Raw genomic sequence first — 20538 nt, 5'->3', positions numbered from 1 at the left:
CTGTTTCACTGCTGGCCCCCTGTTAATACGCATTGCTGAATCGCCCGGCGAAGCCACGCCCAGTCTCGTCCGAACTAACCTCGCGCATGCCGGCGAAGCCGACGAAGCCGACGAAGCGAGCATATTGTCCCTGCTGTTGGACTAAGCATGAGCCTACCGGGGCATGCCGGCACTTGGTCATCAACAGCTCGGTGACACCGTTCTGGCCCTGCTCGGTGTCCATATCGCGGTGAACCATGATGATCATGTGAGCGTCAGCCTCAATCTCGCCTGAGTCCCGCAGATCGCTTGAGACAGGCTTCTTACCGACGCGCTTGGTGGGGTCGCGGTTGAGCTGCGATAGGAGGATCACCGGCACGCCAAGTTCCTTGGCCAGATTCACCATGGCTTTGCTGATCTTCCCCACCTCTTCCGCGCGGCTGCGACCCTTGGCGTCACCCGGCACCAAACCCAGGTAGTCCACCATCAGCACGTCTAAGCCATGAGCCTTTTGCACCTGACGGGCAACGGAGCGGATTCGTGCCGGCGTCATGCCGGGGCGGTCGCAAATGTAGAGGGGCCTGTCCTTCGCTCTGGATACGGCGGCAGTGATACCGGCCCAATCGGCGTCATGAAGATCGGTGCCAATGTCCAGCCGGCCGATATCGACCGAACCCAGCGAGGCAATGACACGCTGTCCAAGCTCCTCTTCCGGCATCTCCAGGCTGAACACCAGGCCGACGCCAGCGCCGCTGATTGCGACGTGCTGGGCGATTTGCAGCCCGAGGGTCGTCTTGCCGCTACCTGGAAGACCAGCAATCACGTTGACAGTACGAGGGCGCAAACCACGGATGAGCTTGTCCAGATCTGGCAGGCCGGTGGCAAGGCCGTTCGCCTGCTTGCCGTTGAACTTGGCATCAATGGTGTCGATGTTCTTGCTCAGTACCTCATCAAGGCGCTTGTAATCCGGCTCGCCGTCTTCCAAGTCGCGTAGATCGGCCATCGCCTGCTGGGCGCTGGCGATGATCTGCGCAAGAGGAAGATCTTCGCTGGCCATGTCGGTGACGGTCGCCGCGGTGGCCACCAAGCGGCGAAGAACCGCCCTCTCGCGAACAACTTTGGCGTAGGTTGCCCAGTTCGCCACGCTCGGCACCTTGCTAGCGATCTCCCCGGCATAGGCGATGGTCGAATCGCCGCTGGGCAGGCGTTCGCGGAATGTCCCGACGGTTACCGGGTCGATGGGCTGGCCGGCTGCGTGGCAATCAATAATCGTCTGGTACAGCGCAGCGTTTTCAAGATCATGAAAGTCGGCCACCGCGACCTTGCCGCTGATTTCGTCAAACAGGCTCGGGTCGAGCATCATTGCGCCGATAACGCCGTGCTCGGCCTCATCGCTGAACAGCTCGCGGCTCATTGGTGGGCTCTCCGCGCGGAGGGCCAGCGGAACACTACGACGAAGCCTTCGTTCTCGCGGAACCGGTCAATCACCCGATCACCAAGGCAAGCCGGCAGCTCCGTCGGGCCGAGGTTGGAGATGATCACGGTTGGTAGGACATGCCCGTATCGGCCATTCACCACTTCAAACAGCGCGTTACGCTCGAAGTCGGTACCGTGCTGTACGCCAATCTCATCAATGATCAGCAGGTCGAAACGCATCATGTCGTTGTAAATCTGTTGCTCTGTGCGGGTAGAGTCGCGGCTAAAGCTGGCCTTGATGGCTCGAATCAGCTCGCTGGCAGAGATATAGCGCACCGTGGCACCCTGGCGCACTACACCAGCGGCAATGGCGGCTGCCAGGTGGGTCTTGCCTGTACCTACCCCTCCCAACAGCATCAAGCTTCGGCCGGCGCGGTAGTGCTGCTCGAACAGCTCGGCATACTCCCGGCAGGCTGCCAGAGCATTTGCCTGCTCGTCGGTGTCGGCGCGATATCCGTCCAGGGATTTGGTGCGGAAGCGCGGGGGTAGACCGATGTCCAGCAGGGCAGCGTTAAGCCGACGGGCTTGTCGTTGAGCAATTGCCGGGGCAGAGACAGCCGGATCAGCCGCATTCGCGGCATCGAACAGGCAGCGCGGGCAATCGCTCCATTGCGGCTCGCCTGCGAAGGCCTCGATCAGCTGATTCTCGAACTGGCCATGGTGCGGGCAGCAGTCAGTCCGGCTCTTCAATGCATAGGCGTTAGATGCGGTATGAGCCATCAGGGCGGCGCTCCATTCCTGCGGTGTAGTCGATGCTATCGAGGTTGGTGATCTTCGACGGGTGTAGTGGGTGGACATTGGCGGCGGGCTTCACCTCATCTTCCCAGCGCCTGCCGTTCAGCCAGGACGCGGGGTGCGGGATGAACTGGCCGTTGTCCTTGAGCCATTCGTGGCTCAGGCAGTGCTTGGCGAGCGACTGGGTGATCTTTGCGGCCAGCTCGGCATCCGGCTTGAGCTTTACCCAGGCCTTGGTGGCGTTCGCCTTGGCGGTCTTGCGCGGATACTTCTCCCAGAATGCCTCGAAGCCTTCCGGCTGCTCGAACTTGGCCTTTTGTCTCTCAGGCTGGTCAGGTACAGCTGGCGCCTGACCAATTTGCCCCGGCACTGTGGCGCTGGCGCTTTCCCCCTGGGGGGGTAGGGGGGTATTGCTTTTACTCTTCTCTCTTCTTCTCTTCTCTTCTCTGGTAGACGGGTCGGTAGACGATGAACCGTCTACCGATTCGTCTTTCCCCTGTCTCCACCTGGCCTGTCTGGCATTTTTCAGGGCTCTTTCTTTCGCAGATTGGCCGTTGTGGCGGTCATGGTTGGGAACTTCCACCCAGTCTTCTCCAGTCAGCAGCCAGCCGACCTGCACCAAGGCATCGGCAAAACCCTCGCCGCGAACAACGTCATCCACAAGCAGAGACGACGCACCGTCTACACGACCGTCTACGGCGTGCTTATCAGCCCATGCCCAGAAAGCATGCAGGCGGCCGACAACAGAAAACCTGTCGAGCTTCAGCACGCTGGCGATCTTGAAGACTGCGGGGTCGTCACTCAGATCACTGCGCATCTTGATCCAGTCGCCGGCCATCACTCACCCCCTTGGTCGGTATCGGCCTCAGTGGCAATTTGCTCGGCTTGGCGGATCAGCAGCAGCGTGTCCGTCGCCTTGTGGTAAATCTGCATGGCCCATTCGCTGGCCTGCGCCCGATCAATCTGTCCTGTGAGGATAAGGGCATCGAACCAGCTCATGGCCTTTAGTCCTTCGCGCTCCACCTCGCGGGGGCTGGTGGCCCTGGCTACGTCGCTAAGTGAGAGCTGGAAGAGCTGGTGAGGCGTCAGGCAAACCGAGGCCGTCACCGTCTGTGGACGGCACCGAAAGTCATCCATTGATCAGCCCCCCAAGAGTTCGCGGCGACGAGATTTCGCCTGCGTGGCAAGGTGTTCGATGGCCTTTTTGTACTGATTCCGCCCAATTGCCCCTGAGGCATGCAGTGCATACACAGCGCCACGGGCGAATATTTCGTTATTCCGGAGCCCATCAAAGTCAGCGGTACTTTCCACGTCGAGGATTACAAAACTGATGATGTCGGCGGACTGGAGACGGATGCTCATGCTTCCCTCCAGGCGCGACGGTCGCGCTCAGTAGTCCAGGCAGCCTTCAACTCATCCCAGATTGCGCAACCATCCTCGATCAGTTGGTGAACCTCCTTCTCGGGACACTGATCCATGGCCAAGACGGCCATGCAGTCCTGCCACAGCGCGTGGTCGAGAAGGCGAAGGTCGACCAGGCTGAAAGGGTAGGCCGAGCCGTTATACAGGCCCAGCAGGAGGCGGCCACAGACGCGGCTTTGGCCGGTGTCGCGTTGGGCTACGTCGACCAGACGACGCAGGGCTGGGAGACCAGCAGCGCGAGCAGCAGCGGTTCGGGCCCGCTGCTTGGCGAGCAGCTCGGTGATGTCGATAACGGGGATGTCATCGTTGATCATCGCGCGCCCTCCACATCAACCATTTCCGCCAGATCTTCGCCGCGCTCCGCCAGTTGGCCGGCAATGAGCTGAACGGCGTCAAGAAGGCCGCTCAGGGCGGAAGGGCTAAGGAAGTCGCTACCATCCTCAGTCTCAAGTCGGGTGGTGTTCTCGCTGATGAGGGCTGCGATCTCTCCCAAGGCGCGGCCGGAGCGCAGCATTAGGCCGGCATCGCTCGTGGCATGGGCTTGAAAATCCACAACAGGCTGAGTTGGCATATGTGTCTTCAGTTGGGCTACTGTGCTCATTTGGCACCCCCTTCGACAGCTGCGGCTGCTTCGATCAAGCTGCGGCCGAGCTCGGCGGCTGCGGCGGCGCTCAGATGAGCGTTGAACAGCGGGCCAGAGCTGAGATAGACCGTCCCTGCATTGGTCGCCCAGAGATCCACAGTTATGCCGTCAAGCGTACCGGCGGTGCGGTACAGCTCGCTTTTCACAAGTGGTGCGCGGGGATTCAGCGCGTTTGGGCTGTCCTTTCTGGACTTTCTGGGGGGAGGGGGGCTCGGTGCTACCGGCATCTGAGCCGCCGGCTGACTCTTCGGCCCGGCATTGACACGGGCATTGATTGCCAGATTTTCGGCCCAGGCCTCGACCTCATGCCGCACCCAGGCAACTGCACGGCTGCCAAGGGAGACCTGCGCGGGGAATTCACCATCCTTGATCAGGTCATAGATCTTGGTGGTGCCGAGGCCGGCGATCTTCTTCACCTCGGCCAGGCGGATGTACTCGATTGGGGAGCTCATTGGGCCACCCCCATAGCTTCCAGGGCACGAGCCTTGGTCATTGCGGCGTTGTAGCGAGCCAGGCGGATATTCACCGGCGCGCTTTCGCGAAGAGCGGCGACGGCCTTTGTTTTGAGTGCGACAGCTTGAGACGCTGGCGTGCTATGATTTTTCATGACGTTCATTTCCTCGTTGGGTTGTGACGTTGTCCAGCGCCCCACGTGTTGCAGCACGTGGGGCTTTTTTACGCCTGCTTATTGGGTTCATCTCGTTGCATTGCCTCTTCCAAGAGCTTTCCAATCAGCCAGTTCTGGCTCCGCTCTTCCTGCTTCGCTTTGCGCTCCAGCCATTCCTTCGCTACCGGGTTGATCCTGATGACTAGCTGGGCCATCTCGCGGACTTTCATATGCTCTCCTTAAAAATGAACCACCGTGGTTCCTGTGGGGTTGATTAGATCACCGTGGTTCCATTGCCGTCAACACCACCGTGGTTCATTATTTCGCCATGAGTAGAGAAGACGCACAGTTCAAGCTGCGATTGCCTGCGGAGCTGCGGGAGCAGATAGAGCAATCGGCAAAAACCAATCGACGCTCCATAAATGCGGAGATAGTGGCTCGCCTGGTGGAAAGCTTTCCTGGGCAGCCTGAAAGCGAAGGGAGTGGTACCGCGCAAACCGTTGCGCCGTTCAGTGAGCAAGCGCTAGAGCGAGCTGTGCTGAAAGCGATTCTGGCTGTTGAGGGGCGGCTTGCCCTGCGGGCATCGCCCGAGACCGAGCCGTTGCCAGCGAAAGGCAAGCCTAAGGGATAGCTTTCGGCTGAACTGGTGAGCTGGCCGGAAATCATGCAGCGACCCCCAGGCTTCTGCTATCCATCATCCGCACCAAGGCCTTGCGCGCACGGTCGTGCTGGCTTTCCGGCAGGCGGTGGCGAACTACGCGGGTCAGGCCGCCAAAGCGGTTGGGTACCTGCTCTGGCGTGCTTTGGAATAGCAGACCGTAGCGGCTTGCCAGGGCGCTGATAGTGCTTGGCAGGCAGTGATCACCCAGGAGTTCGGCTTCGAAGCGATTCAGCGAACCGCCGGACAGAAGGTTGGCCAGGATGCGAGATTGCTTGCTGAACGAATGGGCGGCTGCCAGAAGGTCGCTCAGGCTGTTATGATCGATTTGCGTTTTCTTTGGGCTGGCCTGTTGGTCGGCCTTTTTTGTGTTTGTCATTTTAGGCAACCCTCGCCTGTAGCTTGCACTGCTGCCAGCTGGCAATCTCAGTTGCTACGAAGAAAGCGCGCGCGGTTCTGGCTTCACCATCCTTGAGGCGCCGCGGAAAGGTTGGATCGGAATTCATCAGCCGGTAGAGACCGGGGCGCGACTTGCGAAGCAGGCCGCATATGCGGATTCCGCGCTGACTCGGACACCCATTCCACGCACATCCGGACAGTGATTCCACGCTGATCCGGACACCCATTCCACGAGCATCCGGACACTGATTCCACAGCCATCCGGACACTTTCTGGCAGGCAGCTACGCAGGATTTATTCACTACCATTGGCCTCTTTTTCGAAGCAGAGAGGTCGTCGTGGAGCGTTTATCCATGCGTAAAATCCGTGAGGTGTTGCGCCTCAAGTTCGATTGCGGGCTGTCTGTCCGTAAGATCTCCCGCAGTCTGGGCATAGGTCACAGCAGTGCCGGTGATTACCTTTGCCGATTCACGGCCTGCGGCCTCTCCTGGCCGCTCCCTACTGAGTTGTCCGACGCCGAGCTGGAGCGGCGCCTGTTCCCGCCACCGCCGGAGATCCCCTCTGAGCAACGACCAACTCCCGACTGGGCCTGGGTGCATGCCGAGCTGCGCCGACCAGGCGTGACCCTGGCGCTGCTCTGGCAGGAGTATCGGCTGGGCCAGCCACAGGGCTTCCAGTACAGCTGGTTCTGCGAGCACTACCGGGCCTGGGCCGGCAAGGTCGATGTGGTGATGCGCCAGGAGCACCGCGTCGGCGAAAAGCTGTTCGTCGACTACGCAGGTCAGACGATGCCGGTGATCGACCGTCACAGCGGCGAGATCCGCCAGGCGCAGGTATTCGTCGCGGTACTCGGTGCCTCCAGCTACACCTTCGCCGAGGCCACCTGGTCGCAGCAGTTGCCGGACTGGCTGGGCTCCCATGCCCGTTGCTTCGCCTTCCTCGGCGGGGTGCCGGAGATCGTGGTGCCGGACAACCTGCGCAGTGCGGTGAGCAAGGCCCATCGCTACGAACCGGACATCAACCCCAGCTACCGCGACTTGGCCGAGCACTATGGCGTGGCGGTGGTGCCGGCGCGGGCGCGTAAGCCCCGCGACAAGGCCAAGGCCGAGGTCGGCGTGCAGGTGGTCGAGCGCTGGATCCTCGCCGCCTTGCGCCATCGCCAGTTCTTCTCCCTGGACGAACTCAACCGGGCCATCGCCGTGCTGCTGGAGCGACTCAACCAACGGCCGTTCAAGAAGCTACCGGGCTCCCGCCAGGCGGCTTTCGACAGCCTGGATCGCCCGGCCCTGCGGCCTTTACCGGAGCAGCCCTACGTCTATGCCGAGTGGAAGAAGGCGCGGGTGCACATCGACTACCACGTCGAGGTCGATGGGCATTACTACTCGGTGCCCTACCAGTTGGTGAAGAAGCAGCTGGAGGTGCGTCTGACGGCGCGCACCGTGGAGTGCTTCCACGCCAACCAGCGGGTGGCCAGCCACGTACGCTCCCTGCACAAAGGCCGGCACAGCACGCAGACCGAGCACATGCCCAAGAGCCATCGCGAGCATGCCGAGTGGACGCCGCAACGGCTGATCCGCTGGGCCGAGCAGACCGGCCCGAACACCGCCGGGGTGATCGGCCACATCCTCGAACGGCGCGTGCATCCGCAGCATGGCTACCGCGCTTGCCTGGGCATCCTGCGCCTGGGCAAGCACCACGGCGAAGAACGGCTGGAAGCCGCCTGCCAGCGCGCCCTAAGCCTCGGTGCCTGTAGCTACAAAAGCCTCGAATCGATTCTGCGCCAAGGCCTGGAAAACCTGCCGCTGGCTCAACAGAACCTACCCCTACTACCGGACGACCACGCCAACCTGCGCGGCCCCGGCTACTACCACTGAACAAAGGAATCCCACCATGCTGCCTCACCCGACCCTAGACAAGCTGCAAACCCTGCGCCTGCACGGCATGCTCAAAGCCCTCGCCGAGCAACTGAAAACACCCGACATCGACAGCCTGAGCTTCGAAGAACGCCTCGGCCTGTTGGTCGATCGCGAGCTGACCGAGCGCGACGACAAGCGCCTGAGCAACCGCCTACGCCAGGCCCGGCTCAAGCACAACGCCTGCCTCGAAGACATCGACTACCGCGCCCCGCGCGGGCTGGACAAGGCGCTGATCCTGCAACTGCGCAGCGGCCAGTGGCTGCGCGACGGCCTCAACCTGATCATCGGCGGCCCCACCGGCGTCGGCAAAACCTGGCTGGCCTGCGCCCTGGCCCACCAGGCCTGCCGGGACGGCTACAGCGTGCGCTACCTGCGCCTACCGCGGCTGCTGGAAGAACTGGGCCTGGCCCATGGCGACGGCCGCTTCGCCAAGCTGATGAGCGGCTACGCCAAGACCGACCTGCTGATCCTCGACGACTGGGGCCTGGCACCGTTCACCACCGAACAGCGCCGCGACATGCTGGAGCTGCTGGACGACCGCTACGGCCAACGCTCAACCATCGTGACCAGTCAGATGCCGGTGGACAACTGGCACGAACTGATCGGCGATCCGACCCTGGCCGACGCCATCCTCGACCGCCTGGTGCACAACGCCTACCGGATCAACCTGAAGGGAGAGTCGATGCGCAGGCGGGCGAAGAAATTGACGACGCCGGGCACCTCAGACTAACAATGCATATCCTGCGTCGCTGCGCTCCGACTGCCTGTCCGGATGACCGTGGAACAGGTGTCCGGATCAGCGTGGGCTGAGTGTCCGAATGGCGTGGAATCCGCACCGCATACGTCGTTGATGGTGAGCCACTGATCCAGCCCAGGGACATGGGTTGGAATTTCTTGAAGAGTTGTATCGGTATGCATCGCCTTGTCTCCAGTTGTTCGGCGATGCAGATATTCGGGCTTGAAGCATCCTCGCCCGCAAGTGTCCCCCTATCCCCTTTTTATGGGAGGGGGAGGCTGGTCAGGCTTGATTGGCGACCTTTCCGGCTGCTCTTAAACCTTCCCAAGCTTTTTCGAAGGTACCCGAGCTGACGAAGAGGTCTTTGCGGGTCTGGAGCAACGCGTCGCGTACTTCAGCTTTAACACTGCGGACGCCTGGCTTGAACACAGGCAATGCGCTTGCGGTATGTCCGCGATCCTCAAGCGCTTTAATGATCGCATCCTCTTGAAGTTGCCCCTTGGGCTTATGCTTAGCTACGCCAGTTACCGGCATGGCCCGCAACAAGTCCTGTTCGGCAAAGTGGCCTACTGCACTTTCTAAGCTACCCGAGTCGCATGGGTTTTCTGCCGTGCATTCACCAGCAGGTTTGGCGGCGTGTGGAGCTTCGGTGGATCCGGCAACTGCGGATGCCTGTGAAGACCACCGGCCTGGCCCGACAGTCATTCGGGCGATTTCTTCAATTTCTGCGGGCTTGAACAAGGGCTCGTAATCTTGAGCCGGAGATATTCGCCATGAGCAGTTTTGTTCCTGCCAGCCGTCGTCGTGGCCTCCTATAAACTCAACTGGCCCGCACAAATAGGTATCTTGCCCTGCCGCTACCAAGGGCGTAACAACTTGGCATATTCCGAGGCCGCGCACGGTTTGCTGAGGAAGGGGCCGATACTTCACCTCGGTTTGTCCTTCCAAGCCTAAAGCGTCGACGTACATTGAACAGTTGCCGAACTCAGCCATTGCATAGAGATAGCTGTCTTCCACTGCCGAGCCGGAGATTATCTCAATCCAGTCAGCTGCCTGCTCCAAGGTAAGCCATTCGAGACTGCGGTATGCCTGAACACTTGATTGGAATGTTTCGTCTTCGGCAGGCGCAGCATTGGGGTTGAGATACCGCTCCAAGGATGATCTGCGAACGACCCAGCGTGCATCCTTGGGCAGCTTTTTTGCTTTTGTGCCATCGGCGTTGAGTAGTTCAACGATTCGATGGAGACGGTTGGTCTTGAAGTGGAGACCTTCAGGTAGAGCATTCCCCGTGTCGTCGCGCCCAATTTGCAACTCGCCGTCGACGATCTCAAATATTTGGCTCGACTCAGCCCAGAGATCAAGGACACCAGAGATTCTCTGGCTGCGCGGAGCTTCCCCATAAGTGATTTTATGCCCGGGCATGCTTATGAGGGCTTCGACTCGGCCGTGATTGCACTTCGCCGCGGACAGGAGCTCGGCAGAAAGCGTTATATGGCCGTTTCTGGCCTCCTGAAAAATATCCAGCTTCTTGAACTTTCTTCCGGTACGTTCCGTTAAAAACTTGGCCGCCTCCTTGATCGGGAGATAATCTACAGCTCTCGTTGAACCTTTCACTTTCTCTCTTCCCCAAGAGCCCCAGACTACGAAAAGAACGACCGGCCTCGCAGGTGGGGTGCCTGCTTTTCGGGAGCTACCCTAGGCCGGCCGAAACCGGTTACGCCCGCTTCACCAGCTCGACGACGTTACTTTCAACTGTGTTGATACGGCGATCAAAGTCCGCGCGTTGGGTTGGTGTTATGCCGTCGGCCAGGCATTCGAGATAGTCGGCATACCACTGCATCATGGCGCGGCGCTGCGGTAAGTACTGGGCCTGGTTGTAGATGCCGGCCACTCCTTCTTCCTTGTGCGCCAACTGCGATTCGACGTGATCCTTCTCCCATCCATGCTCGCGCAGGAGGGTGCTTGCGGTGTGGCGGGTGCCGTGGCCGACCAGCTTGCCCTTGTAGCCGACCTTGGTCAGCGTCAGGTTGATGGTATTTTCACTGATGACTGGCTTCTTGGCACCGATGCCTGGGAACAAGTAGCGCCCTCGCCCGGTTACCCGCTGGAGCTCGCGCAGGGCATCCAGGGCCTGTCGGGAAAGCGGCACCACATGGTCACGGCGCATCTTCATCTTGTCGGCCGGGATCGTCCAGGCCGCTGTGTCGAAGTCGATTTCCGGCCACTCGGCCCACCGCACCATGCCCGGCCTGGATGCCGTCCACAGGCATAGCCAGGTGGCAATTCTGGCCGGCGCCCGGCTGGTACTACCCTTTAACGCATTCAAGAAGGTGGGCAGTTCTGGTTCGAGCAGGTGAGGGTAGGGTGTGGCCTTCGGTCGTTTGGTGGCAATGGTGCCCAGCTCTGAAGCAGGATTGAACACGCAAAGGCCTCTGGCTATTGCCTGGCTGAAGATCTGGCGTAACGCCGAGCGGATCTTGTCACGGGTGTTGGTTGCTCCCCTGGCCTCGATCTTCTCTTGCAGGGCGGCGCAATCCCTTGGAGTTATTTCGTTGACTGGTTTATTGCCCAGGGCAGGCAAGATGTCGTTGTCCAGATAGCCGCGCATCAGCGTTAAGGTACTTTCGGCCAGGCCGTCGTCTACTTTGCGTTGGTACCAGTACGCGGCGGATTCGCGGAAGGGGTTGAGTGTCGCAGCTTCCCGGGCAGCTTTTTGAGCGGCTTTGTGTTGCACCGGGTCAATGCCATCGGAAACCAGATTTTGCGCAGCCTGGGCTTTTTCGCGTGCCTTCTTGGCACTCACGTCTGGGTAGCCACCAAGGCCGTGCCAGCCCCACTTGCCGTTGTCTTTCTTGTAACGAACTTCCCAGCGCTTGCGGCCATTGGCGCTAACCACGAAGTACAGGCGGTCAACGCCATAGGACTCCCGGTACTCTTTGGCCTCTGGCTCCAGAGTTGAAAGCACCGTATCGGCCAGGGGGCGACGCTTGATGTCTGATCGTTTCATGGCATTTTTGTATGGGAAAGTTCGTGGTTTTTCGAACCATACACAGGGCCATACAGAATTTACAAGGATAAGCCGAGACAAGAGCGAACAGGCAGATACAAAAAACCGGCTCTAATGGCCGGTTTCTATGGGCTTGCGAGACATTTCGAGACAAGCCAGAACAAGGAAGTGGAGCGGGCGATGGGAATCGAACCCACAGCTCTAGCTTGGGAAGCTAGGGTATTACCACTATACGACGCCCGCAGCGGGTGCCTTTATACCGGAAGTCTTGGTTGAAATGAAGCCCGCGCCCCGGTTATCTGCAATAACGCGGTGCGGGCGCGGGTGTGTACGGGCTTCATACGGCCAGCGCGTGCAGCACGTCCATCTGTGGGCGGTAGTGGGTTTGGCGCAGTGGCTTGCTCTGCAGGAAGCCCAGTAGTGCGGCCTGGCTCTGCAGCCATGCGGCTTTGTGCTCCATGTCGAGGAAGTGCCCGGCGTTGTCGATGGTGACGAACTGGCAGTCGTTCAGGTGCTTGGCGAACAGGCGCACGCCGGCTGGCGAGGTGTAGGCGTCGTGTTCGCCGTTGACGAATAGCAGCGGGATCTCGATGCCTGCCAGGCACTGCATCTGGCAATGGGCGTCGAGGTGCAATACCTGGTGCACATGGGCATGCATCTGCTGGTATTCGTGGTTGTCCAGGCTGCTGATATGGCGATGGTTGTAGCGCTTGAACAGCGAGGGCAGGTAGCGCCCGATGGTGCTGTTGACCAGGTGACCGAGTTGGTCGCCGTCGAGGGCGTGCAGATGGGCCAGGCCTTGCTCCAGGTAGTCGACCATCGGCTCGTTGAGCAGCGGCGAGAAGGAGGTGATGACCGCCTTTTCAATACGCGCCGGGCGCTGGGCCAGGGCCAGCATGGCGGCGACGCCACCCCAGGAGAACGACATCAGGTAGTCGGCGCGGAACGCCTCGATCAGTTCGAGCAGGATGCTGGCTTCGTCTTCCTTGGTGATCGGCTGGTGGTGATGGTTGTGCGGCTTCGACTGGCCGGAATAGGGCTGGTCGTAGAGCACCACATTGCACTGGGTGCGCAGGTATTTGACCGTTTGCGCGAACGCTGCGGTGGTGGAGAGTGAGCCGTTAACCAGGATGATGGTCTTGCGCGCGCTCGGATTGGCGTAGAACTCCGTGTAGATCTTGTAGATCCCGTGAACATCGACGACAGCGGTGGCTGGCTTCATGTCGTTTTCTCCTGGCGCAAAAATGGGCATGGCCGACGGCGGTGCCGTTGAACCGGGCTAAGCAGGACAATCAGGAAAGCGCCTGGACGTGACAGCAAGATGTCAGGCTGGAGGATTTTATAAGTTATTTATTTTCAATCAGTTAGGGCTGAAATAGAGCATTCGTCCACGGCCCTTTGACAGGTGTAGAGCGGCGTCTTTGACCAGGCAGGAACCCATTTCGCGCAGTGCGCAAGTAACCGATGGAACGCTTGGATGGCTTTCGTGACTATTTGGTCACGATAAGACTTTATGGTTCGATTTAAGCAACCGCGTTCGGGCTGGGGCAAGTGAATATTAGAATATCGAACAACCGTTTGTCGGTTAGCTAGCTAAGTATGTGACTTGAGCAAGGGGCTTCTCAGATGCCGGCGATTTCGGCGCTGTTGAGCGGGCGGTACTGGCCTGGAGCCAGCTGTGGGTCGAGCTGGATGGCGCCCATGCTCAGGCGGTGCAGGTCGATGACCTTGTTCTGGAAGTGGCCAAACATGCGCTTGACCTGATGGTAGCGGCCTTCGTGCAGGGTCAGCAGGGCGTTGTGGTTATCGAGAATGACCAGCTCGGCGGGCAGGGTGGTGAGGTCTTCATAGGCGAAGTACAGGCCACGGGCGAACACGTCGATGTACTCAGGGCTGATTGGCTGTTCGGTTGTTACCCGGTAGACCTTGCCCAGGCGGCTGCGCGGTTCGGTCAGGCGGCGTGACCATTGGCCGTCGTTGGTGATGATCAGCAGGCCGCTGGTATTCAGGTCCAGGCGGCCGGCCAGGTGCAGTTCGGCTTTATCCGGCTCATCAAGTAAATCCAGCACGGTGCGGTGTTGTTCATGCGCGGTGGCGCTGACCACTCCGATGGGTTTGTGCAGCATAAAGTAGCGTGCGGCTTTGCCGGCCTGCAGCAGCTCGCTATCACGCTCGATACGGCTGAACTGGCTGACTTCGTACAAACCATCGCACACCACATGGCCGTCCACCCGTACGCGACCGCTGGCCAGCAACTGGCGCGCGGCTTGACGGTTGAGTTGGGGCAGGTTGCTGAGAAAGCGGTCGAGGCGCATGGCTAATCGGTTGAGGGCTCAGGCGGCAGGCCCTGAGCGCAGCGTGGGCACAGGCAGCTGCGGTTGCGCTGCTCGGGCGGCAGCTTGGTCAACTGCTCGGCATCGACCGCCACGCTAAAACACCAGCACGCGGTCACCGGCGCGTCGGTGCCAGCCTGCGCGCACTGGTTGAGCTGCCCGCAGCAGGGGCAGCGGTGGGTGTCAGTACTCACGCGGTTTCTTCACACAGGCGGTTGCGACCGCCCTGTTTGGCCCGGTAGAGGGCGCGGTCGGCGCGGGTGATCAGCTGCTCCAGTGACTCACCGACCTGCAGTTGCGCCAGGCCGATGCTGGTGGTGATGTGCAGGTGCACGCCGTTGAAGCTGATGCTGTTTTGCTCGGTTTGCTGGCGGATTTTTTCGCCCAGCTCGCGGGCCTGCTCGGGTGTGGTGTCCTTGAGCAGCAGGATAAATTCCTCGCCACCCCAGCGGCAGATGATGTCGGACTGGCGCACGGTGCTGCGCAGGTCGCTGGCAAAGCGGCGCAGCACTTCATCGCCGGCCATATGGCCCTGGCTGTCGTTGAGCAGCTTGAAGTTGTCCAGGTCGAGCATCAGAGCGCATAGCGCGCTTGGGCTGCGACGTACTTCCTGCACGGCCTGGTTGGCTAGTAGGTCGAAGCCACGGCGGTTGGGTAGCTCGGTGAGCTGGTCGGTGGTGGCCAGGGCGCTGATGCGCCGTTGATAGCGGCGCAGCACCAGGCTGACCAGGCCGATGACAATCACGGTGACCACCAGGCAGATCAGCAGGTTGAGGTACAGCGACTTGCGGATACCGGCGACTGCGCCGTCTTCGTGTTTGTCGACAAACAGGTACCAGTTCAGCTCGGGGATAAAGCGCACATTGAGGAAGTGGTCGCGTCCGTGTTCCTGATACTCGAAGTTGCCGCTTTGCGGATGGGGCAGCTTGGCCTGTAGTTCTTCCAGGCCGGGTATTTCGCTGAGCGACTGGCCAACCCGTGCGCCCATCGGCCCGCCGCTGGCGCCGGTGAGGACCAGCAGGCCATTGGTGTCGACGAAAAACACGCTGCGCTCGTAGCGCTGCTGGTAGGTGTCGATCAGTTTGACCACCGCATCCACGGTCAGGCCGACGCCGGTGGCGCCGATAAAGCGCTGCTGGTAATCGAACACCTTGTAGTTGATAAATACGGTCATGCGGTCGTCGTTGGCCATGTCGACGTCGACATTGATCTCGTAAGGCTCCTGCATGTCGCGCACACGGAAATACCAGTCATCGCGCAGCTCATCTTCCTGCACCTGCTTGAGCACGCCCTTGGCCTGGTAGTAGGTATGGGTTTTCTCCGAGACGAAAAAGCTGGTGACCGTGGCGTAATGATCCTGCACCTCGCGCAGGTAGCGGGTGATCTGCTCGGGGTCTTTCTCGCCGCCCAGTACCCAGTCGCGCACGTAGGTATCGCGGGACATCATCGAGGAAATCAGGATGGGCCGAACCAGGTCCTTCTGGATTTCCGAATAGACGTTATCCGAGGTCAGCGGCAGCTCGGTGTTGATAATCCCTGCGCGGATCGATTCGAGGGCGGTGTAGTAACTGGCCAGAGAGGTGGCGAGGAAGCCACAACCGAGCAACACCAGCAGAAGCACAATCAAGGACCATTGACGGGGCAGCGGGGATGGATGAGGCATGCAAGGCTCTGCTGGTTAACTAATCGCCGCATTGTAGCCGTCGGCACCGGCTCGCGCTGCTGAAACATCGGTACCTGGCCGATTTGCCGGCAGCCATGGCGCTTGCTGCACCAGGCCTTGAGGACTAAGGTGCGGCAACACGAAGAGTCTCCTTGGTGACCCGCACCGCCGCCCGGCGTGCGCCTTGCTGATCTGCCCCTGACCGCAGTCCTTTCAGCACACCGAGCCCCCATGCCCAGCGCACCTGCCAGCTATCGCATCAAATATTCCACCCTGAGCATTGGGCTGGAGGACTTTCATCTGTGCTCGCTGCGCGACAAGCTGCAGTTCGCAGACAGTGATGGCCTGGCGGAAAAAGCCGGAATTTCTTCAGCCACCTGGTCGCTGTTTGGCCAGCTATGGCCTGCCGGTGAAGTGCTGGCGCAAACCCTGAGCGGCATGGCGGTAGAGGGGCTGCGCATTCTTGAGTTGGGCTGCGGTTTGGGGCTGACCAGCCTGGTGCTGCAGCGCCTGGGGGCGGATATCACCGCCAGCGATTACCACCCGCTAGCCGGTGAGTTTTTGCTGCGCAATGCCGCGCTCAATCAACTGGCGCCAGTGCCCTATCAGAGCTGCGACTGGGCCGAGGAGTACCTGCAGTTGGGCCTGTTTGATCTGGTAATCGGCAGCGACCTGCTCTACGAACGCGACCACCCCAGATTGCTGGCGGGGTTTATCGCCCGTCATTGCAACCTCCACGCAGCGGTACTGATTGTCGACCCTGGGCGTGGTAACAGCGCACGGTTCTCCCGGCATATGTTGGCGCACGGCTACCTGCAGCTGGCCGATAGCCTAAACCTACTGGATAACCCGGATGCGCCGTTTAAGGGGCGCATCCTCAGTTATCGGCGCTAGTCGGCAGCTATGATCGCGGGCCTTCAATTACTTATTATCAGGTGCAACGCTACCCGGTTTATGTGGTACCGCAGCCGCAGCGCTATAGGACCTATCATCATGACGGGCGATGATCGGCGCGATGAGCGCAAGGGGTGGGAGCGGCAGCGCAACAGACCCTAGGTGCGTTGCGCATCCGGCGCGCTCTCAAGTCACCGGTTTGCAGATTGCCCTGACGCTGCGTCGAGTATTGCTCCTCACTCAACCCGACCAAAGTGCGGACGTACTTGAGGCGCTATCAGGGCAGACTGATCAGGTTTTTCACCTTGCTGACGGACCTGATTAAGGAGTGACTTATGCCTGTTCTGATATTCGCCAAAGGCGCGCTGGCTGCCTTCTGGTTGCTGGCGCTGCTCAACGTGCTCTACCCCATGGGCGAGGGCTGGTACCTGGCGGTCAACCTAGTTGCCGGCGGTATGCTGCTCGCCCATATCGGCGAGATGCTGCTATTCAAGGCGCGCCTAGTCGGCGTGCCACAGCCCTGGTTGCAACGGGTGCAGGTGCTGCTATTTGGCTTTGCTCATCTGCAGGGCTTGGCCAAGGCCTGATCCGTGTTTACCTGCTAGACCTCGTCGTCGCTGTCGTTCATCAGCATTAGGCTGCGGGCCACGGCGATGGCGATAAACATCACCCCGGCCACCGCCTCAGCGCCTGCCAGCAGGCGAGCGGCGGGTGCCAGGGCGTGGATGTCGCCATAGCCCACCGTGGTCAGGGTAACCAGGCTGTAGTAGACGAAATCATGCAGGTGCAACGCGCCGCGGGCATTCCAGAACGCCTCAGGTACAAAGCCATTGATCACTTGGTAGGCCATGGCAAATGCCATTGCCAGTTGCAGGTACAGGGCCAGTAAGCCGTAGATCAGCTCACCGGTAACCGGTCGCTCGTGGATCACGCGGTGAAACAGCGAGGCCATCATTGCCAGGTAGAACACCACCAGACCCAAGCCGTTGCTCAACGGTGCAGGGAGGTTGATCAGTTTCTCCAGCGCTAACAGCAGTAGGTTGGTCAGCCCCAAGCCCAGCAGCAAGGCCATAAAAAGCCGCTTGTGACGCAGGGTATTGATGCCGGCGAGCACCAGCAACAACAAGGCTCCCCATTCCGGCCATAACGTCAGCTTTGGCCAGCCCATGATGCAGGTCAGCAACAGGCTTGCGAAGAACAGCAGACGCAAGCGGTAGTGCAGCAAAAAATTGTTGAGCACGTGGCATTCTCCAAATCAGGTTCGGCAGTCTGAACATGCCGGTTTGGTGGTGTCCAGCGTGGTGCGCCGGTGATTGTGTTTTGCCCCCTTGGCCCTCACCATTACGCTCGTCAGTAGGGGCTGTGGATCAATTTTACAAAATGACTATCGCCCTCGCTTCTGGCTCGGCAGGCTCTGTTATGAGTCTTTGCTGGTCGTTGTAACCGCTGAGTTCAAGGCCCTAGGAGCCTGTCGGACTTGACACTGTTCTACTGCGCAAAAGCCCGACAGGCTCCTAGCTGCACGCATCAGCTGCCGTTATGCCGCATGATTTTTAACTGCCAGGGTCGACGAGCCGCTGGTTGATCGTCAACAGCTGTGGCCTGAGCCACGGTTGCTGAAAAATATTCGGGAAACTGGCTCTTATTGAGGCCCGCCCGACAGGAGTGGTTGATGTCGTTGTTCAAGCAGCTGTTTATCGCCATCTGTGTGCTGATGCTGGTGAATTTCACCGGCAGCTTTCTGGTCAGCGTCGAGAGCTCGCGCGAGCAGCAGGTCAACCAACTCCGCGCCCATGCCCAGGATGCCGCAACAGCTCTGGGCTTGTCGCTCAGTCCGCATGTCAATGACATTGCGATGATCGAGCTGATGGTCAGCTCGATTTTCGACAGCGGCTACTTCGAAAGCATCCGCGTAACTGATCCTGCGTCCGGTAAGTTGCTGGTCGAGCGCACTGGTGTGCCAGTCAGCGGCGAGGCGCCGCAGTGGTTTGCCCAGCTGGTTGATCTGGAGGCCGCGCAGGGCGATGCGATTGTCAGTGATGGCTGGCGGCAGGCCGCGCAGGTTCAGGTGATCAGTCATCCGCTGTTTGCTGTCGGCAAGCTCTGGCAGAGCACCCTGGGCAATCTGATGTGGCTGACCCTGAGCGGCGTGCTGTGTATTGCGCTGGGTGTGCTACTGCTCAAGCGTCAGTTGCGCCCGTTGGACTATATGGTCGAGCAGTCCAATGCCATCGCCCGTCGTGAGTTTCTCAGCTTGCCGGAGCTGCCGAAAACCCCCGAGTTTCGCCGGGTGGTCAACGCCATGAACCAGATGGTTGGCAAGCTCAAGGCGTTGTTTGCCGAGGAGGCAGCGCGCAGCGAGGTGTTGCGCGCTGAGGCTTATCAGGACAGCCTGACCGGGTTGGCCAATCGGCGCTATTTCGATTTGCAGCTGCATGCACGGCTTAATGTTGAGGAACAGGCCTGCAGCGGTTACCTGCTGTTGCTACGGGTTAATGACCTGAACGGCCTCAACCAGCGGTTGGGCGGTCAGCGCACCGATCAACTGCTGGTCAGCATTGCCGAACAGTTGCAGCAGCTTAGCCTGGGCCGTTTTGTCGTAGCACGTAACCGTGGGGGTGAGTTTGCCTTGCTGGCACCGGGGCTTGAGCGCAGCGATGCACTGCAACTGGCCGTTCAACTTGAGCAGACCCTGCACAGCCTGCAGCAGACCGGTGCCAGTGACTGCCTGCCGGTGGCTCACATCGGCTTGACCAGTTTTGTTCCCGGTGCTGCGGAAGATGAGCTATATCGCGCGTTGGATGCTGCCTTGGCACTGGCCGCCAGCCAGGCGCAGCCGAGCTGGGCATTCAATGAACTGGTCGAGCAGTCACTGGCCGTGGATGAAGGGCAAAGCTGGTATCGCCTCCTTGACCAGGCGCTGGAGCAGGGCCGTATTCAGCTGTTCTTCCAGCCGGTGGTGGCGGCTGATGAGCCCGCGCGGGTGTTGCACCACAAGGTGCTGGCGCGGGTGATCGATGAGCAGGGTGCGGTGATTCCCGCCGGGCGTTTTCTGCCCTGGGTGGAACGTTTCGGCTGGGCGGCGCGCTTGGATAGGGTCATGCTCGGTCTGGTGCTGACACAACTGCAGGAGCATCAGGCGGCCGTGGCGCTGAGTCTTTCCGGCACTAGCATTCGCGACCCACAAACCTTGGCAGCGTTGTATGCCCAACTGCAGCAACATCGGCAACTGGGACCGCGCCTGACTCTGGAACTGGATGAAGATCAATTGCCCGATCAAGCCGCGCTGGAAAGTCTGACCCAGCGCCTGCGCGGGCTCGGGTTTGGCCTGGGGCTGCAGCACTTTGGCGGGCGCTTCAGCATGATCGGTAACCTGGCCAAGCTTGGTCTTGGTTATCTCAAAGTTGATGGCAGCTATATCCGCGATATCAATCAGGAAAACGACAAGCGCCTGTTTATCGAAGCCATGCAGCGCGCAGCTAACAGCATCGACTTGCCGCTGATTGCCGAACGCGTGGAAACCGAAGGGGAGTGGCAAGTGCTGCGCGCCATGGGCATCAACGGCGTGCAGGGGCGTTTGTTTGGTGAGCCGGGGCCGTGGCGCTGAGAGCAGCTTTTGTAGGAGCGGGCCATGCCCGCGAGCGGTTGCTAGCCTGACGTATCACTGGTCTTGGATCAGATCAGCTCCGACTCATCGTCATTGATCAAGCGATGCAACCCGCCCAAGGCATCCCGCGCCTTGCTACGGCCGACCAGCTTGCTCTGCGCCGCTTCCGGTAGATCGGTGATCCGTACCACACCCTTGCGGATCAGGACGGTGATCAGATCCTCCAGTACCCGGATCATGTCCAGGTCACTCTGCTTGAGCTGCAGCAGGCTGCTTTCTACTGTCTGATTGGCATACCAGGCTTCTGCTTCCTGACTATCAGCCAGTAACTCGCCATCCATGCCTTCGAAAGGCGCTGCTTCCACCTGCTGCAAATTGCCCCAGGCATCCCGCTTTACATACAACATCGACCGCTCCTTGCCTTGTTGGCCGCCCTGAATAAACAACCCCGCTTCCTTATGGT

At 60.1% G+C, this 20538-nt stretch carries 25 protein-coding genes and 1 tRNA gene; 6 read left to right on the top strand and 20 right to left on the bottom strand.

Annotated elements, in window-relative coordinates; all coding sequences use genetic code 11:
• Positions 1 to 22: 22 nt before the first annotated feature.
• From AC0T4W_RS14350 to AC0T4W_RS14305, 10 genes are all read right to left on the bottom strand, one after another.
• Positions 23 to 1393, bottom strand: coding sequence for a replicative DNA helicase (locus AC0T4W_RS14350; RefSeq protein ID WP_476319966.1), 1371 nt, complete (start codon positions 1391 to 1393; stop codon positions 23 to 25).
• Positions 1390 to 2175, bottom strand: coding sequence for an ATP-binding protein (locus AC0T4W_RS14345; RefSeq protein ID WP_476319964.1), 786 nt, complete (start codon positions 2173 to 2175; stop codon positions 1390 to 1392). The genes AC0T4W_RS14350 and AC0T4W_RS14345 overlap by 4 nt, the downstream gene beginning before the upstream one ends.
• Positions 2156 to 3028: a Pyocin large subunit-like protein gene (locus AC0T4W_RS14340; protein ID WP_476319962.1), complete on the bottom strand. Its 873-nt coding sequence runs from the start codon at positions 3026 to 3028 to the stop codon at positions 2156 to 2158. Before AC0T4W_RS14340 ends, AC0T4W_RS14345 begins: the two co-directional genes overlap by 20 nt.
• Positions 3028 to 3189: a hypothetical protein gene (locus tag AC0T4W_RS14335; protein WP_476319961.1), complete on the bottom strand. Its 162-nt coding sequence runs from the start codon at positions 3187 to 3189 to the stop codon at positions 3028 to 3030. Before AC0T4W_RS14335 ends, AC0T4W_RS14340 begins: the two co-directional genes overlap by 1 nt.
• A gap of 141 nt (positions 3190 to 3330) precedes the next feature.
• Positions 3331 to 3552, bottom strand: coding sequence for a hypothetical protein (locus AC0T4W_RS14330; protein WP_476319959.1), 222 nt, complete (start codon positions 3550 to 3552; stop codon positions 3331 to 3333).
• Complete coding sequence (locus AC0T4W_RS14325; RefSeq protein WP_476319957.1) at positions 3549 to 3926, bottom strand: DUF7673 family protein; 378 nt, start codon at positions 3924 to 3926, stop codon at positions 3549 to 3551. The genes AC0T4W_RS14330 and AC0T4W_RS14325 overlap by 4 nt, the downstream gene beginning before the upstream one ends.
• Positions 3923 to 4213, bottom strand: a complete 291-nt coding sequence (locus AC0T4W_RS14320; RefSeq protein ID WP_476319955.1) for a hypothetical protein — start codon at positions 4211 to 4213, stop codon at positions 3923 to 3925. The genes AC0T4W_RS14325 and AC0T4W_RS14320 overlap by 4 nt, the downstream gene beginning before the upstream one ends.
• Positions 4210 to 4707 carry a helix-turn-helix transcriptional regulator gene (locus AC0T4W_RS14315; protein WP_476319953.1) on the bottom strand — a complete coding sequence of 166 codons (498 nt, stop codon included), beginning with the start codon at positions 4705 to 4707 and terminating at the stop codon, positions 4210 to 4212. The genes AC0T4W_RS14320 and AC0T4W_RS14315 overlap by 4 nt, the downstream gene beginning before the upstream one ends.
• Positions 4704 to 4862 (bottom strand): hypothetical protein, encoded by a 159-nt coding sequence (locus tag AC0T4W_RS14310; protein ID WP_476319951.1) that lies wholly within the window; start codon positions 4860 to 4862, stop codon positions 4704 to 4706. The genes AC0T4W_RS14315 and AC0T4W_RS14310 overlap by 4 nt, the downstream gene beginning before the upstream one ends.
• 68 nt (positions 4863 to 4930) lie before the next feature.
• The gene (locus AC0T4W_RS14305) at positions 4931 to 5092 is read right to left on the bottom strand and encodes a hypothetical protein (RefSeq protein ID WP_476319949.1); all 162 of its coding nucleotides are present in this window, start codon (positions 5090 to 5092) and stop codon (positions 4931 to 4933) included.
• A gap of 98 nt (positions 5093 to 5190) precedes the next feature.
• Between AC0T4W_RS14305 and AC0T4W_RS14300 the strand changes: the two genes are divergently transcribed.
• Complete coding sequence (locus AC0T4W_RS14300) at positions 5191 to 5493, top strand: Arc family DNA-binding protein (RefSeq protein WP_476319947.1); 303 nt, start codon at positions 5191 to 5193, stop codon at positions 5491 to 5493.
• 31 nt (positions 5494 to 5524) lie between these two features.
• Here AC0T4W_RS14300 and AC0T4W_RS14295 read toward each other — a convergent pair whose 3' ends face one another.
• Positions 5525 to 5899, bottom strand: a complete 375-nt coding sequence (locus tag AC0T4W_RS14295) for a hypothetical protein (RefSeq protein WP_476319945.1) — start codon at positions 5897 to 5899, stop codon at positions 5525 to 5527.
• Between the two features lie 373 nt (positions 5900 to 6272).
• On the opposite strand from AC0T4W_RS14295, the gene istA reads away from it, so the two are divergent.
• On the top strand, positions 6273 to 7793 hold the full coding sequence (gene istA / locus AC0T4W_RS14290) for an IS21 family transposase (protein ID WP_476319710.1): 1521 nt from the start codon (positions 6273 to 6275) through the stop codon (positions 7791 to 7793).
• 16 nt (positions 7794 to 7809) lie between these two features.
• Positions 7810 to 8565, top strand: coding sequence for an IS21-like element helper ATPase IstB (gene istB / locus AC0T4W_RS14285; RefSeq protein WP_476315342.1), 756 nt, complete (start codon positions 7810 to 7812; stop codon positions 8563 to 8565).
• Between the two features lie 288 nt (positions 8566 to 8853).
• On the opposite strand, the gene AC0T4W_RS14280 is transcribed toward istB, so the two are convergent.
• The 7 genes from AC0T4W_RS14280 to AC0T4W_RS14250 all read right to left on the bottom strand — a co-directional run bounded on the left by AC0T4W_RS14280 (position 8854) and on the right by AC0T4W_RS14250 (position 15574).
• Positions 8854 to 10185, bottom strand: a complete 1332-nt coding sequence (locus AC0T4W_RS14280; protein ID WP_476319942.1) for a hypothetical protein — start codon at positions 10183 to 10185, stop codon at positions 8854 to 8856.
• A gap of 100 nt (positions 10186 to 10285) precedes the next feature.
• Positions 10286 to 11578: a tyrosine-type recombinase/integrase gene (locus AC0T4W_RS14275; protein ID WP_476319940.1), complete on the bottom strand. Its 1293-nt coding sequence runs from the start codon at positions 11576 to 11578 to the stop codon at positions 10286 to 10288.
• Positions 11579 to 11747: 169 nt separating this feature from the next.
• Positions 11748 to 11821, bottom strand: a tRNA-Gly gene (locus AC0T4W_RS14270).
• 94 nt (positions 11822 to 11915) lie between these two features.
• The gene (locus tag AC0T4W_RS14265; RefSeq protein ID WP_476319938.1) at positions 11916 to 12800 is read right to left on the bottom strand and encodes an alpha/beta fold hydrolase; all 885 of its coding nucleotides are present in this window, start codon (positions 12798 to 12800) and stop codon (positions 11916 to 11918) included.
• A 400-nt stretch (positions 12801 to 13200) separates the two neighbouring features.
• Positions 13201 to 13893, bottom strand: coding sequence for a pseudouridine synthase (locus tag AC0T4W_RS14260; RefSeq protein ID WP_476319936.1), 693 nt, complete (start codon positions 13891 to 13893; stop codon positions 13201 to 13203).
• A gap of 2 nt (positions 13894 to 13895) precedes the next feature.
• A complete protein-coding gene (locus AC0T4W_RS14255) occupies positions 13896 to 14105 on the bottom strand; it encodes a cysteine-rich CWC family protein (protein WP_476319934.1) in 210 nt (69 codons plus the stop codon).
• The gene (locus tag AC0T4W_RS14250) at positions 14102 to 15574 is read right to left on the bottom strand and encodes a sensor domain-containing diguanylate cyclase (RefSeq protein ID WP_476319932.1); all 1473 of its coding nucleotides are present in this window, start codon (positions 15572 to 15574) and stop codon (positions 14102 to 14104) included. Before AC0T4W_RS14250 ends, AC0T4W_RS14255 begins: the two co-directional genes overlap by 4 nt.
• 231 nt (positions 15575 to 15805) lie before the next feature.
• Between AC0T4W_RS14250 and AC0T4W_RS14245 the strand changes: the two genes are divergently transcribed.
• Complete coding sequence (locus AC0T4W_RS14245) at positions 15806 to 16468, top strand: class I SAM-dependent methyltransferase (RefSeq protein WP_476319929.1); 663 nt, start codon at positions 15806 to 15808, stop codon at positions 16466 to 16468.
• Positions 16469 to 16803: 335 nt separating this feature from the next.
• Complete coding sequence (locus AC0T4W_RS14240) at positions 16804 to 17055, top strand: DUF1145 domain-containing protein (RefSeq protein WP_476319926.1); 252 nt, start codon at positions 16804 to 16806, stop codon at positions 17053 to 17055.
• Positions 17056 to 17069: 14 nt separating this feature from the next.
• On the opposite strand, the gene AC0T4W_RS14235 is transcribed toward AC0T4W_RS14240, so the two are convergent.
• Positions 17070 to 17708 carry an ion channel gene (locus tag AC0T4W_RS14235; RefSeq protein WP_476319924.1) on the bottom strand — a complete coding sequence of 213 codons (639 nt, stop codon included), beginning with the start codon at positions 17706 to 17708 and terminating at the stop codon, positions 17070 to 17072.
• Positions 17709 to 18140: 432 nt separating this feature from the next.
• Here AC0T4W_RS14235 and lapD point away from each other — a divergent pair, with 432 nt between their 5' ends.
• The gene (gene lapD / locus AC0T4W_RS14230; protein WP_476319922.1) at positions 18141 to 20075 is read left to right on the top strand and encodes a cyclic di-GMP receptor LapD; all 1935 of its coding nucleotides are present in this window, start codon (positions 18141 to 18143) and stop codon (positions 20073 to 20075) included.
• A gap of 68 nt (positions 20076 to 20143) precedes the next feature.
• Here the strand turns inward: lapD and AC0T4W_RS14225 are convergent, their stop codons facing one another.
• Positions 20144 to 20482, bottom strand: a complete 339-nt coding sequence (locus AC0T4W_RS14225) for a tryptophan synthase subunit beta (protein WP_476319920.1) — start codon at positions 20480 to 20482, stop codon at positions 20144 to 20146.
• Positions 20483 to 20538: the final 56 nt, after the last annotated feature.

Source organism: Pseudomonas sp. C7.1, assembly GCF_056312395.1.
Note: the sequence above shows the minus strand (reverse complement) of the source record. Positions and strands in the feature narration are given on the sequence as shown.

Excerpts from the sequence above, each read along its gene's own strand:
- AC0T4W_RS14225 (WP_476319920.1), bottom strand. The coding sequence starts at position 20,482 with ATGTTGTATGTAAAGCGGGATGCCTGGGGCAATTTGCAGCAGGTGGAA.
- istB (WP_476315342.1), top strand. The coding sequence starts at position 7,810 with ATGCTGCCTCACCCGACCCTAGACAAGCTGCAAACCCTGCGCCTGCAC.
- AC0T4W_RS14300 (WP_476319947.1), top strand. The coding sequence starts at position 5,191 with ATGAGTAGAGAAGACGCACAGTTCAAGCTGCGATTGCCTGCGGAGCTG.
- AC0T4W_RS14295 (WP_476319945.1), bottom strand. The coding sequence starts at position 5,899 with ATGACAAACACAAAAAAGGCCGACCAACAGGCCAGCCCAAAGAAAACG.
- AC0T4W_RS14240 (WP_476319926.1), top strand. The coding sequence starts at position 16,804 with ATGCCTGTTCTGATATTCGCCAAAGGCGCGCTGGCTGCCTTCTGGTTG.
- AC0T4W_RS14340 (WP_476319962.1), bottom strand. The coding sequence starts at position 3,028 with ATGGCCGGCGACTGGATCAAGATGCGCAGTGATCTGAGTGACGACCCC.
- AC0T4W_RS14310 (WP_476319951.1), bottom strand. The coding sequence starts at position 4,862 with ATGAAAAATCATAGCACGCCAGCGTCTCAAGCTGTCGCACTCAAAACA.
- istA (WP_476319710.1), top strand. The coding sequence starts at position 6,273 with ATGCGTAAAATCCGTGAGGTGTTGCGCCTCAAGTTCGATTGCGGGCTG.
- AC0T4W_RS14345 (WP_476319964.1), bottom strand. The coding sequence starts at position 2,175 with ATGGCTCATACCGCATCTAACGCCTATGCATTGAAGAGCCGGACTGAC.
- AC0T4W_RS14250 (WP_476319932.1), bottom strand. The coding sequence starts at position 15,574 with ATGCCTCATCCATCCCCGCTGCCCCGTCAATGGTCCTTGATTGTGCTT.
- lapD (WP_476319922.1), top strand. The coding sequence starts at position 18,141 with ATGTCGTTGTTCAAGCAGCTGTTTATCGCCATCTGTGTGCTGATGCTG.
- AC0T4W_RS14305 (WP_476319949.1), bottom strand. The coding sequence starts at position 5,092 with ATGAAAGTCCGCGAGATGGCCCAGCTAGTCATCAGGATCAACCCGGTA.
- AC0T4W_RS14325 (WP_476319957.1), bottom strand. The coding sequence starts at position 3,926 with ATGATCAACGATGACATCCCCGTTATCGACATCACCGAGCTGCTCGCC.
- AC0T4W_RS14350 (WP_476319966.1), bottom strand. The coding sequence starts at position 1,393 with ATGAGCCGCGAGCTGTTCAGCGATGAGGCCGAGCACGGCGTTATCGGC.
- AC0T4W_RS14245 (WP_476319929.1), top strand. The coding sequence starts at position 15,806 with ATGCCCAGCGCACCTGCCAGCTATCGCATCAAATATTCCACCCTGAGC.
- AC0T4W_RS14260 (WP_476319936.1), bottom strand. The coding sequence starts at position 13,893 with ATGCGCCTCGACCGCTTTCTCAGCAACCTGCCCCAACTCAACCGTCAA.
- AC0T4W_RS14335 (WP_476319961.1), bottom strand. The coding sequence starts at position 3,189 with ATGAGCTGGTTCGATGCCCTTATCCTCACAGGACAGATTGATCGGGCG.
- AC0T4W_RS14265 (WP_476319938.1), bottom strand. The coding sequence starts at position 12,800 with ATGAAGCCAGCCACCGCTGTCGTCGATGTTCACGGGATCTACAAGATC.
- AC0T4W_RS14320 (WP_476319955.1), bottom strand. The coding sequence starts at position 4,213 with ATGAGCACAGTAGCCCAACTGAAGACACATATGCCAACTCAGCCTGTT.
- AC0T4W_RS14330 (WP_476319959.1), bottom strand. The coding sequence starts at position 3,552 with ATGAGCATCCGTCTCCAGTCCGCCGACATCATCAGTTTTGTAATCCTC.
- AC0T4W_RS14275 (WP_476319940.1), bottom strand. The coding sequence starts at position 11,578 with ATGAAACGATCAGACATCAAGCGTCGCCCCCTGGCCGATACGGTGCTT.
- AC0T4W_RS14315 (WP_476319953.1), bottom strand. The coding sequence starts at position 4,707 with ATGAGCTCCCCAATCGAGTACATCCGCCTGGCCGAGGTGAAGAAGATC.